The sequence below is a fragment of the Chloroflexota bacterium genome (assembly GCA_009840355.1).
Classification (GTDB): domain Bacteria; phylum Chloroflexota; class Dehalococcoidia; order Lucifugimonadales; family JADFKI01; genus Bin90.
In genome coordinates this window covers 43112-54464 of sequence record VXNZ01000037.1, presented here as the reverse complement: position 1 = coordinate 54464, position 11353 = coordinate 43112, and the positions used below count along the sequence as shown (strand labels likewise).

Below are 11353 nucleotides of genomic sequence, written 5' to 3'. Positions count from 1 at the left end.
ATCAGAACATATGATTTCAAACACTCAAGCCCTGTCAGCCCCCGGTAAGCAATGTGGGGAACTGAAAACTGATAACTGATAACTGATAACTCACTCCCATGTGCATCCAAACAGCCCTACAACAGAAAATAGCCAATCTCACCAACGACGGTGAGACCATAGCCATGTTCCTTGTGGACACCTTGCAAAGCGACAGCTATGCCATCAAGACCTGCCACAAGCTGGACGCCGCACGTATGCTAACTAAGTACGGCTTCGCGCAAGTCGAAGGCAAAGTCATACCCTTCGACCCAACCGGCGACGAACCATCAACCGACAACTCTGAACTGATAACTGATAACTCTAAACTGACACCCACGCTCAGAGACATCGTAGCCTACCCCATTGCCCGATACATCCGAGACCGCACAAACGAAGGCGAAACCCTAGTCGAAGCCCTCTGCGACATAATCCACGACGACGGAGAATACGACAGTCAAGCAGCGCAGGGCTTCGGATACGGTGGAGTCCGCCCGCCCGCAAAGCCACACCACAAGCTCGCAGCAGCAAGCGAACTCCTGCGCCGCGCATTCGGCGAGTCCGCCAAACGCCGCAGGTCCGCATCCTACGACCCCGAAGCGGACTTAGACGACGCAGCCCCCATCAACGGACACTTGGCAAAGCTAGTCCGAGACAAGACAAACGGCGGCACGGAAGCCGCAGAACTCCTCATACGCATAGCCGAAGACGACCGCAGCGATGGTGACTGGACAGCCGCGCACCGCGTAGCAGCCGCGCGTGAACTGCTCCACCGCGCCTACGACCTCAACTACGAAGCCGTAAGCTGGGAGCATGTGCAGGCATACAAGCAAGCCACCGACTTCGCAGACGAAGGCGCGACCCTAGAACACGCCCGCATTCAAGCCGGACGCAACGCGCTGCTCCGCGAATTCAACGAGGCATACGAGTCCGGCGACGAAGAGGCAGCACAAGAAGCCGAGGACAAGTACAACGCCTACAACCGCTACATCACCGAAGGCAAAAACCCCGAAGACGCAATGGCATTCGCCACCTGCGGTCCCAACGACCCCGACCCCGAAGACGAGCAAGACAAACTCGACGGCAATCTGACCCGCTACAACCTCGTAGGGGCGACCGGCCGATCGTCCCACACCGCCGCAGCCCAAATCCCCACTCCCAAACTAACCGTTCCCATCAACAATCGCAGCCCCTAAAAACGCTATCGCTCACGAGGCGATTTCACAAACCCTTAATGTTGTCATTCCGCGCTGTTTTTGTCATTCCGAACGCAGTGAGGCATCTAAAGTCGTTGCATGCAGACCTGTTTCCGACTTTAGATTTCTCGCTTCGCTCGAAATGACAAGGATAAATTGCATTTGTGAAATCGTCCTGCTCACAACCACGCCCTGACAAACTCATGCCCCTTGTGTTATACTTTGCCTAATTGGTGTGCATCGTTACGCTACGCATTGTTACGCAGCATGCGCCGCCCATCCCCTCGCTGCAATGACACACGGAGGAAATACACTTGGCTTATGTAACCTTACGCGAAGGCGAAGATCCCGAGGCGCTGCTTAGGCGCTTCCAGACTACTATGCAGCGCTCCGGCATTCTCCGCGAGCTGCGCAACCGGCGCTTCTTCCGCTCCAAGGGCGAGCAGACACGCCTCGATAAGCAGCGCAGCCTACGCCGCATTCGCCGCCGCCGCGTCCGATAGCCGCGTCTCCGCGACTACCACAACTGCATGCCAATACCGAGAATGTACTCGCAAAGCCGCCTTGTGTTTCCCCCTTGCACAGGGCGGTTTGCTTTTGTGCCTTCCCATTTATAAACTTTCATCCACACACACCCGCACGGGAGACTGCGCCATGACCGCCACGCCCACCGACCACTATATCGATGTCAACGGACTGACCATCCACTACCTCGACTGGGGCGGCGACTCGCCGCGTAACCTGCTGCTGGTGCACGGTCAGGGCGGCAACGCGCACAACTGGGACCACATCGCCCGCGAGTTGCGCAACGAATTCCGTGTCATCGCGCTCGACCAGCGCGGACACGGCGATTCTTCCCACACTCGCGAGGGATACGCCGTAACCGCGTTCGCCGAAGATCTCGCCGCATTCGCAGAGGCTATCGGCATCGTGCCGTGCGACTATGTCGGCGCATCGCTCGGCGCGCGCAACGCCATCCCATACGCCGGCGACAACCCGACGCACCTCAAGCACCTAATCTGCTTAGACTACGGTCCGGAAATGAGCACGGTGTCCGCGCAGAAGCAGATTGGCGGCATGAACCGCCGACCGCTCGGCTGGCGCAGCATCGACGAGTATGTGGAACACAGCATGCAGGCGAACCCGCGTCCGTCCGCGGAGTACTACCGCACCACCGCGCAGCACGGCTTTCGGCTCAACTACGCGGGTAAGTATGTCCCCAAGCAAGACCCCGACCTGTTCTGGATTAACGGCAGCTTCGGCGCGAACGAAGTGCCGCTGCTGTGGGAGAAATGGGCGCAAATTCGCTGTCCCATTCTGGAACTCAAAGGTGCCGAAAGCGACTTCCTCTCCCCCGAAATCGTGGCGAGAATGCGCGAATTGCAGCCGTCCCTGCAATTCATCGAAGTGCCGGACTCGGGACATCCCGTAGCATCCGACAACCCGAACTTCCTGCTAGCCGAACTGCGCCGCTTCCTGGTGGACTAGGCGGAACGCAGAAATTGCTTTCCCCAACTTCGCAGACAAATCTGTCTCAAAAAAGACTCTTTTTCGCTTGCGTATCAAGTACATAAGTGCTAATATCTCGGTAGTCCAATGTAGGAGCGCCTAATGGCTGACGCTATGTTTTACTGCCGTAGCAGTGAGCGAATGACAGAAATAGAAAATGACTCTATCGCTCTGACGGTGACCTCTCCACCTTATTGGAACGCCATCGAATACGATATTCATGCCAATGGAGATGGCAGCGAATGGTATCGTACTTGGAATTAAGATAATGATATGCTGTCAATCAAATCTCCTTGGGCAGACACCTTTGACAGATTCGTTGACTCAATCCAAGAGTCAGCAATCATAACTGCTCCGTTTATTACTCGTCAGCCTGTTGAACGGTTAGTTCGGCAATTGCGTAAGCCTCAGTCAGTGCAATTAGACTTACTAACCAATCTTGATGAACGCAACTTGTCTGGTGGACTAGTGGACAGCGCTGCTTTATCCTGGCTGTGTGAGCAAATTCCCCAAACCACTGTACGACATCTGCGCTATTTGCATGCCAAAGCTTATGTTGCAGACAACCATACCGCCATTGTTACGTCTGCGAACCTTACTTCTGGCGGACTATGGCGCAACTACGAACTAGGCGTTTCCATCACTGATTCGCAAGAAGTTAGAGAACTGTCGGACGATTTGCGAGAATACGGCGAATTCGGTGTATTAGTTCCGATGGATGCCTTGGTTGAACTGGATGCCCTGGCGCGTAGGGCTCGGCGATACAAAGAGGCTTCAGATGACACAGGTGATTCCATATCAGAATATGACAAAGCCATTGATGAGATTAGCGAGCGCCTGGCGGAGTTGCGAACCAACACTGAAGAATTCGCGGTCAACCCCAAAGCGTCCACCAATGCCAAGTTTGCCGATGCTGTAAGGTATATCCTGAAACGGAACGGTCCACTACCTACGGCTAAAATTAATCTTCTTGTTCAAGAATTGATGCCCGAATGGTGCGATGACAATGTTGACCGCGTAATTAGGGGTGTTTCATTTGGCAGAAAATGGAAGCATCAGGTTCGCAATGCCCAAGTTCAGTTGCGACGTGAAGGCGTCATCGTTCGGGAAGGCAAAGTCTGGAGGTTGGTATGATATGGGAGTAGCAAAAATGTCGCACCGAGAAATTACTCATTCACTCGTGGAGATAATCCACTATAGCTATTTGCATCCCGCAGACGAAGGTAAAGACGCCGTATATGCGTTCACACACAGTCAAGAGATAAACAACATATGCGCTGACATTTTGCCGCCGTATGCTGTAACTCCTGTGGACAAAGAAACCTTGAAAAATGCCATGTCTGCCTACGCCCAAAGGCGCAACATCAGCACGGAGGATGAAGCGCAAATTCGCGCATGGCTGGACAACATGCCTGAAGAAGTCGCCATTATTGAACGAGAGCCTTAGGCAACTGCGTGCCGCCAGTGAAGCCGTAACTATGGAAATACTGCAAAGAACGGCGGCGGGACGGGCGATTTTCCCTCGCTTGCGGATTTCATCTAAATATGATTATGAACGATACGAGCCACCGCAACCGTCGCCGCCTTCGATCGCACCTTCGGCACAATAATCTCGCCGCCGGATGCCAGCAGCGCCGCAGGTTCAGCCACGCCAACGATGCCCAGCAATCGCTGCGATGCGGACGCAGGCGACGGACCCGGCGTCGTGTTCAGCTCGTCGGCTTCGTAATGCAGCACGGGAACGCCCAGACGCTCGGCAAGCATGTTGATACCCGTCTCATCGCGCTTTAATTCTGCGGTGGCGATGCAGCGAATGCTCCCGATCGCCAGCCCTTGCGCCGAGAATGTGTCGCGCAGCAACGCATCGACTTCGGCGAAATCCACGCCGCGCCGGCTGCCAATCCCCACGACAAGACTGCGCGGCCTGTACACGACTAGCGTCCTGTGTCCCTGCGCCGCGACCTGCTCGGACACATCCACGCGGTCGCTTATCACGAGCGCATTCGGAAACGCCGCCAGCGCGTCTATCGTGTCGCAAACGGTTATGTTCGAAGGCAGCAGGCTGTTCGCGTCCCACCAATCACGCTCGCCGGAGTCTTGGTAAACTCCGACAGGTTCGCCGTTCACCACCGCCGCACTCGCCCGCGTAACCATCAGCGAACTCGCCTCGATGCGCCAGCCTAACTCAGCGCCCAGCAGGTCAACGGCTATGGTGTTCAGCGCATGCGACGCCGATGTGATGACCGCAGTTGCGTCAATCGCGCGCGCGACTTGCTCCGCAAGGATGTCCGCGCCGCCGACATGCCCGGACAGCAGACTCACCGCGAAACGGCCGCCGTCGTCCACGCACACGACGGCACAGTCCGAATGCTTGTCTTCGATGTGCGCCGCGAGCAGCCTGACCGCCGCGCCGACGGGCATCATCAGCACGAGCCGATCGCACTCGCCAAACAGCCGCGCCACCACTGGCCGCGCCGGCAAATCAAACGCCACGCCGCCATCAACATCATCCGCGAACCGCCGCGCCACATGCAGCACAGCGCCATCCCCTAGTGCATCTCGAATCCGCGCCGCAATCGCCGCGCCGCGCCGCGATATGGCAACTATCGCCGTGTCAGCCATTGCTCGCGCGATGATGCACCGCTTCGCTTTTGGCGAAATCTACGGCGCGGCGGTATAGGTGCGTGTAGTTGGACGAATACAGGTGAGATGTCGCTGCCGTGCCTGCCGCTTCGAGCTGCCGTATGTCCGTGTCGAACGCCGCGCCTACCAGCACCAGCGCTTGCAGCGTTATGCCCGCGCGCTTGACCTTCGGCGCGATGTCGCCCAGCGTTCCGGTGATGACCAACTCGTCCTCCCAGCCTACGCGATAGACCACCGCGACCGGCGTATCGTCGTGGTATGCGCCGCCCGCCTTCAGCTCACTGACGACCTTGTTTATACGAGTGATGCTGAGGAACAGTACCAGAGTACATCCGTGCGCCGCGAGGTCGCGCAGCTCCTCACCGCTTGGCATTGCCACTCGACCCTCCAGCCGCGTGAATATCACCGTCTGCGACACTTCCGGCACGGTGAACTCGGTCTTCAGCACTGCCGCCGCCGCGAATGCCGCGCTGACACCGGGCACTATTTCGTAGTCCACCCCCGCTGATTCCAACAGGCGCATCTGTTCCAACACCGCGCCGTAGATGGACGGGTCGCCGCTCTGCACACGCGCGACGAGCTTGCCCTCACGTGCCGCCGCTATCATCGTCTCGGTGATTTCGTCCAGCGTCATCGTCTTGCTGCCGATAATCCGCGCGCCGTGCTTGGCGCCATCACACACAGACGGATGCACCAGCGAATCCGCGTAGATAATCACATCCGCCGAGTCGATAATGCGCTTCGCCTTCAGCGTCAGCAGCTCCGGGTCGCCCGGACCGCCGCCAATAAAAAAGACCTTGCCTTCGCCCAGAATATCCATCCTGCCTAACCGTCCTGCCCATCCTGTTCATCGATGCTGGCTTTGCTGAGTATCAGCATCGAGAAGTAGTCCGTTTCCGATGGCGATATATCTTGCAGGCTGAACTCGACCCGCTCTCGTGGCGTGGTTGCCCTTCGCACGAACACGCAGCGGCTCAGCTCGCCGTCCGCTTCCAGTTGCGACACCGCTGCCATCGCCCTGCGGTTCACCTTCATCAGCACCACCGTGTCGTTGCGCGCCAGCACATCGCGCAGGTCGTCGATGCCGTACATCGCGGGCAGCACGGCGAGCCGTTCCGCATGCGACACGAGCGGAATCTTCGCGCGAGACGCGGACGCCGTGATGGATGTTACGCCCGGCACCACCTCGATCGGGATATCCGGATACAGCGCCTGAACCTTCACCATCACATACATAAAGGAGCCGTACAGCAGCGGGTCGCCCTGCGTCAGGAACGCCACATCCTCGCCGCCCAGCAGGTAGCCCGAGATGCGCTCGGCGGCTTCCGTCCACACATCATCCGACGTGCCGCCCATCACGACCTCGGCGTATATCAGCCGCTGCCACGATTCATCGATGTGGTGTCGCGCCACCGTGAGCGCGAGGCTATCCTCGCTGCCAACAGCCTGCGGCGTGAACACAACCGGCGAGTCCCGCAGCACGCGCACCGCCTTCAATGTCAGAAGTTCCGGATCCCCCGGCCCCACGCCAACCCCATACAAGCAGCCTATCTTATCCACCTTGCCCATCCTGCCTATCTATCTTGCCTATCCAGCCTGTTTATTCTGTCCATCCGTGTCAATCCCCGTAATGATAAACACCGGGTTCTGCGCCGCCATCCTCGTCGTGCCGTCGGGCAGCGCACTGCCACGCGACGCGCTTATCATCGTCGTTTCCACATCAAAGCCTAGCGAGACAAGGCAAGCCCGCGCAGTCTGCACGCGCTCGATTGCCGCAAGGTTAACCACTATACGCCCGCCCGCTTTCAATCGAGATACAGCGCATTCCAATATGTCCGCGATCTTGCTGCCTCCGCCGCCCACAAACACGCAGTCCGGCGCAGGCAGCCCGCCAAGCGCATCCGGCGCCTCGCCTACTTCCACTACGATATTCGAAGGTCCGAGATTCGCGATATTATGCCGCAGCATTTCCAGGCACTCGCCGTCTCGTTCTACCGCGTACACCGTGCCTTCGGACGCGATGAGCGCCGCTTCGAGCGCGACCGAACCGCTGCCCGCACCAACATCCCACACGACGCTGTTACGCCTCAATCCCAGCTTGTACAAGCTCACCGCGCGCACTTCCGACTTGGTGATGAGTCCACGAACAGGGCGTTTCTGCGCGAATGCCTCGTCCGGCAGACCGAGCGGACGATTTGCAGAACTATCGCCCGTAATTCTCGCGCCGTTGCCAGCGTGCGCCTTAGCCATCTGACGCAGCCGTGAGCGGAATGCCCGCCGCAGATGTGCTCGCCTTGCCAAGGATGCCGCCCTCGAAGTCGAAGCACATCGCGTCGATAATCAGGTCGTTCGCGCGGTCGCGTAGGTCGGCATCGCGGGAGTGCATCTTGTCGTTCAAGTAGCGGCGCGCCTCGTCGCACACGCGCTCGCACATCAGGTCGAACACCTGCATCGCGCCGTGTTCCAGCGCAATCTCCTGAAAGTGCCTGCCGCTTGCCGCATCGCGCATCAGCGCCTGCACATCGTCGCTCGCGCCGCACTCAGCCGCAAGCGATGCGAGGAACGCAGGATCGACCTTGTTGCCGGCAACATGCGTAACGAAGTAACCCATGGCAATCTTAGAGAACTTGCCAACCATGCCGACCAGCGTCGCGCGTGGGATACCGTTCAGCACGCACCGTTCCAGCGCCGAGCCGGTGAATATGCCCACATTCACATACGCCATATCTTCCAGCACGAGCCAGCGCTTGGCGAACAGCTCGGACTGCGTACCGGTGGTGATGACCATATGCGGTAGATTGTTCGCCGCCGCGACATTGATGGCGACATTCACGCTCGCCCGCCAAGCGGCAGTGGAGAACGGCTGCACCACGCCCGTAGTTCCGAGTATGGATATGCCGTCAACAATGCCCAAACGCGGGTTGTCAGTCTTCTTGGCGATTTCCCTTCCGCCTGGGACGGATATTTCCACAATGAACGAGTCCGCACTGCCCATGCTCTTCGCGGCATTCTGTACGGATTGCGTAATCATGCGGCGCGGCACGCGGGTTATCGACGGATCGCCGACAGGTATGCCCGTTCCCGGCTTCGTAACCGTGCCCACGCCCTCGCCGCCTAGCAGTGTTACGCAAGCGCCGTCAGCGCCACTCGCACCGTTCACACTTCTATTGACGCCTACACCACTCTCGCCACCTGCGCTGTCAATGCGACTTGCGGTGTCATCCGCCCAAACTCTCGCGCAAATCTCCGCGCCCGATGTTACATCCGGGTCGTCTCCGCCATCCTTTATCACGGAACAGGTCGCGCTGGACGCAGAACCGTTCTTGTCAATCTCGCACCGCTCAATCTGAAATGTGGCGTCCTTGCCGATGGGCAGACGGATGGTAACCTCGCTGACGGGTTCGTCGGATAGCAACGCTAGCGTGGCGGCTTTCGCGGCTGCCGCGGCACACGCGCCCGTCGTATAGCCGGTTCGCATGCCGCGCCTTCGCACCGTCGGGCGGCTGTAATCGCTTTCTCGCCTTGCCATCTTGCTATACCACGCTAATCGTATGCCGCGTCGAGGATGCGCCGTGCCGTAAGCTCAACCAGCCCATCGTCCACGCCGAGCGTTGGCGTAACGGCGAACCCAACGCCAGGATACTTCCGCTCCAGCGTCTTCACGCCACCGACGATGTTCCTCGTCAGTATCAGCCCGGGGAAGAAGATGTACGGCACGCAGGTGACGGACGCCGCGCCTTGCCGTTCCACCAAGTCCGCCACCGCCTCTTCCATCGTAGGCGGGCCGAAGTGCGACTGCGCCACCGCCACCGCAAAGCCCGCGCCGAGCTGCTCTTCGAGCATGCGCCCCATCTCGTACAGCCACAGGTGGTCTTCAGCCTGCGATCGTGTGCCGGCTTTGACTAGCATCACACCCATAGGTGCGCCTGTCGTGCCCGTTGTGATCGAACCTGCACTGCCGTTCCGCTGTGCCACTTGCGCCTGAACACGCTGCCTGATTATTTCCACCAGCGCCGGGTCAGCTCCGAACACCGCAGTCGCCTTGATGCGGATGTGCGGGTATTCTTCCAGCGAGCGTTCTATCCCTTCTGCGAGGTCTTCCGTGCTGTGCGTGCCTTGCCCAAGCAGGAATGGCATAACGGTAATGTCGGTGCAGCCGTCTGCCACCAAACCCGCGACTGCCTTGGGCAAATCCGGCTGGATGAACTCCATGCACGCCATCCTGACCTTGGCGTTATCTTCACCGAGGTGGGATTGCAGACGCCGCACCATCTCGCGCAGACCGTCTATCGTGTGGTTGCCGCGCTGACTGCCGTGAGCAAGCAGCACCACGCCCCAACCGGCGCCCGGCGATGCGCCGTTCCGTCTGCCGGATTTCATATTCTCAGATGTCATTTCGGCGGCTCTCGCGTTCCCTGTCTCGCTGGTCATATTGCATCTTCCATAGTCAAGGATAGCAGAGCATTCAGCGTCGCCGCCGCCGCGCTGCTGCCGCCGCGATTGCCCAGAATCGTGATATGCGGCACGGAGCGCTTGGCAAGTTCGTCTTTCGACTCGGCGCAAGCGACAAAGCCTACGGGCATGCCGATTATAAGCGCCGGTGTAGCCTTGCCTTCGTCCACGCAGTCTAGGAGTGCGAGCAACGCCGTCGGAGCGTTGCCCACGGCGACGACCGCGCCGTCAATCTGCGGTATCAGCTCGCGTATAGCGGCTGCGGAGCGCGTGATACCCTCCCGTTTCGCGCGCTCCGCAACGCTGGGTGCGTCTATCATAGTGGTAATCGGATTGCCGGTGCGTCTCAGCAGCGCTTTCGATGTGCCCACTTCAACCATACGCACATCGGTAACGATGGTGGCGCCGGCGCGGATTGCCGCCGTGCCTCGCTCGACGGCGCCGTCGCTGAACCGTACCGACCCGACAATCTGCGGCTCGCCCTCAGCGCGCACGATGCGCCCGAGCACATACCGCTCGCGCACCGTCAGATGCGGCGTCGGAGGCATAGCGTCTTCGACCATCTCAAGGCTGCGCCGGTCAATCTCATCCGGAGTAAGCCCAAATCGTTGCAGCAGCGTCAAATCTAACTCGCTCCGCCGGTCATCACGTCGCCAAGCGTTGTGCGTTGCCATCGTGCATCATCAATCGCCATCAAGCGCGCATCTCTGAAACTGCCGTACATAATATCACGCTTTCCCCCGCAAAACACGGAACGCGGAGGCAAGCGTGGGAATTTGATAAGTTATTCCCTGTCAATCCTATCCTGACTATCCTGTACATCAATGTTAATTTCCCTGTCCACTTTGACGCGCGACACGGCGAATAATGTAAAATATAAAACATGCTCAACCTACTACGCCCCAGACGCGACGAACAAGATAAGCGCTTCCATCCACCATCCCTCGTCGTCGGCTTGGGAAACCCCGGTCCCGAATACGCCGGCACACGACACAACGCAGGCTTCTGGTGCATCGACGCGCTGGCGAACAAGCATGGCATCACGCTTGAACGGCGGCACAGGTCGTCTATCATCGGCGAGGGCGAGATTGACAGCCGGCGCGTCATTCTGGTCAAGCCGCGTACATTCGTCAACCGCAGCGGCGCGGCTGTCCGCTATCTGACGGCACGCTACAGTATGCCGATGGACAAGCTGCTGGTTGTGTGCGACGACATTAACCTGCCGCCGGGCAAGATCCGCATGCGGCGCAAGGGCAGCGCGGGCGGACACAACGGCATCAAATCCATCATCGAAGCGACAGGATCCCAAGATTTCCCGCGTCTCCGCATAGGTGTAGGTCGCCCGCCCGAAGGCGCAGGACACGCGGGGCAGATTGAGCATGTCATAGGCACCATGGAAGCCAACGAACGCGAGGTCGTGGACGGAACCGTAGCCCGCGCCGCCGACGCCATCGCCTGCCTGCTATCCGAAGGCATCGACGAAGCGATGAGCCGGTATAACTGATGGGCAGGATGCGTTCAGTTTGACAAGATAG

General features: G+C 59.0%; 13 protein-coding genes. 6 read left to right on the top strand and 7 right to left on the bottom strand.

The window, feature by feature from the left end:
- Positions 1 to 98 precede the first annotated feature (98 nt).
- From F4X57_10525 to F4X57_10505, 5 genes are all read left to right on the top strand, one after another.
- The gene (locus tag F4X57_10525; GenBank protein MYC07585.1) at positions 99 to 1214 is read left to right on the top strand and encodes a hypothetical protein; all 1116 of its coding nucleotides are present in this window, start codon (positions 99 to 101) and stop codon (positions 1212 to 1214) included.
- A 308-nt stretch (positions 1215 to 1522) separates the two neighbouring features.
- Positions 1523 to 1717, top strand: coding sequence for a 30S ribosomal protein S21 (gene rpsU / locus F4X57_10520; protein ID MYC07584.1), 195 nt, complete (start codon positions 1523 to 1525; stop codon positions 1715 to 1717).
- A 151-nt stretch (positions 1718 to 1868) separates the two neighbouring features.
- The gene (locus F4X57_10515; GenBank protein ID MYC07583.1) at positions 1869 to 2702 is read left to right on the top strand and encodes an alpha/beta hydrolase; all 834 of its coding nucleotides are present in this window, start codon (positions 1869 to 1871) and stop codon (positions 2700 to 2702) included.
- Positions 2703 to 2996: 294 nt separating this feature from the next.
- Positions 2997 to 3857 (top strand): hypothetical protein, encoded by an 861-nt coding sequence (locus F4X57_10510; protein ID MYC07582.1) that lies wholly within the window; start codon positions 2997 to 2999, stop codon positions 3855 to 3857.
- A gap of 1 nt (position 3858) precedes the next feature.
- Complete coding sequence (locus tag F4X57_10505) at positions 3859 to 4170, top strand: hypothetical protein (GenBank protein ID MYC07581.1); 312 nt, start codon at positions 3859 to 3861, stop codon at positions 4168 to 4170.
- Between the two features lie 92 nt (positions 4171 to 4262).
- Here the strand turns inward: F4X57_10505 and F4X57_10500 are convergent, their stop codons facing one another.
- The 7 genes from F4X57_10500 to F4X57_10470 are packed head-to-tail and all read right to left on the bottom strand — an operon-like array spanning position 4263 to position 10492.
- Positions 4263 to 5345, bottom strand: coding sequence for a cobalamin biosynthesis protein CbiG (locus tag F4X57_10500; GenBank protein ID MYC07580.1), 1083 nt, complete (start codon positions 5343 to 5345; stop codon positions 4263 to 4265).
- Entirely contained in the window at positions 5338 to 6186 is an 849-nt protein-coding gene (gene cobM, locus F4X57_10495; protein ID MYC07579.1) for a precorrin-4 C(11)-methyltransferase, read from the bottom strand. The genes F4X57_10500 and cobM overlap by 8 nt, the downstream gene beginning before the upstream one ends.
- A gap of 5 nt (positions 6187 to 6191) precedes the next feature.
- Positions 6192 to 6935 (bottom strand): precorrin-2 C(20)-methyltransferase, encoded by a 744-nt coding sequence (cobI, locus tag F4X57_10490; protein MYC07578.1) that lies wholly within the window; start codon positions 6933 to 6935, stop codon positions 6192 to 6194.
- A gap of 18 nt (positions 6936 to 6953) precedes the next feature.
- Complete coding sequence (gene cbiT / locus F4X57_10485) at positions 6954 to 7616, bottom strand: precorrin-6Y C5,15-methyltransferase (decarboxylating) subunit CbiT (GenBank protein ID MYC07577.1); 663 nt, start codon at positions 7614 to 7616, stop codon at positions 6954 to 6956.
- Entirely contained in the window at positions 7609 to 8895 is a 1287-nt protein-coding gene (locus F4X57_10480) for a cobalt-precorrin-5B (C(1))-methyltransferase (GenBank protein ID MYC07576.1), read from the bottom strand. Before F4X57_10480 ends, cbiT begins: the two co-directional genes overlap by 8 nt.
- Positions 8896 to 8909: 14 nt before the next feature.
- Positions 8910 to 9797: a sirohydrochlorin chelatase gene (locus F4X57_10475; protein MYC07575.1), complete on the bottom strand. Its 888-nt coding sequence runs from the start codon at positions 9795 to 9797 to the stop codon at positions 8910 to 8912.
- Complete coding sequence (locus F4X57_10470) at positions 9794 to 10492, bottom strand: precorrin-8X methylmutase (protein MYC07574.1); 699 nt, start codon at positions 10490 to 10492, stop codon at positions 9794 to 9796. The genes F4X57_10475 and F4X57_10470 overlap by 4 nt, the downstream gene beginning before the upstream one ends.
- 209 nt (positions 10493 to 10701) lie before the next feature.
- Between F4X57_10470 and F4X57_10465 the strand changes: the two genes are divergently transcribed.
- A complete protein-coding gene (locus tag F4X57_10465) occupies positions 10702 to 11322 on the top strand; it encodes an aminoacyl-tRNA hydrolase (GenBank protein ID MYC07573.1) in 621 nt (206 codons plus the stop codon).
- Positions 11323 to 11353 lie beyond the last annotated feature (31 nt).

Excerpts from the sequence above, each read along its gene's own strand:
- F4X57_10525 (MYC07585.1), top strand. The coding sequence starts at position 99 with ATGTGCATCCAAACAGCCCTACAACAGAAAATAGCCAATCTCACCAAC.
- F4X57_10515 (MYC07583.1), top strand. The coding sequence starts at position 1,869 with ATGACCGCCACGCCCACCGACCACTATATCGATGTCAACGGACTGACC.
- F4X57_10510 (MYC07582.1), top strand. The coding sequence starts at position 2,997 with ATGCTGTCAATCAAATCTCCTTGGGCAGACACCTTTGACAGATTCGTT.
- F4X57_10505 (MYC07581.1), top strand. The coding sequence starts at position 3,859 with ATGGGAGTAGCAAAAATGTCGCACCGAGAAATTACTCATTCACTCGTG.
- F4X57_10500 (MYC07580.1), bottom strand. The coding sequence starts at position 5,345 with ATGGCTGACACGGCGATAGTTGCCATATCGCGGCGCGGCGCGGCGATT.
- cobM (MYC07579.1), bottom strand. The coding sequence starts at position 6,186 with ATGGATATTCTGGGCGAAGGCAAGGTCTTTTTTATTGGCGGCGGTCCG.
- cobI (MYC07578.1), bottom strand. The coding sequence starts at position 6,935 with ATGGGCAAGGTGGATAAGATAGGCTGCTTGTATGGGGTTGGCGTGGGG.
- cbiT (MYC07577.1), bottom strand. The coding sequence starts at position 7,616 with ATGGCTAAGGCGCACGCTGGCAACGGCGCGAGAATTACGGGCGATAGT.
- F4X57_10480 (MYC07576.1), bottom strand. The coding sequence starts at position 8,895 with ATGGCAAGGCGAGAAAGCGATTACAGCCGCCCGACGGTGCGAAGGCGC.
- F4X57_10475 (MYC07575.1), bottom strand. The coding sequence starts at position 9,797 with ATGACCAGCGAGACAGGGAACGCGAGAGCCGCCGAAATGACATCTGAG.
- F4X57_10470 (MYC07574.1), bottom strand. The coding sequence starts at position 10,492 with ATGGCAACGCACAACGCTTGGCGACGTGATGACCGGCGGAGCGAGTTA.
- F4X57_10465 (MYC07573.1), top strand. The coding sequence starts at position 10,702 with ATGCTCAACCTACTACGCCCCAGACGCGACGAACAAGATAAGCGCTTC.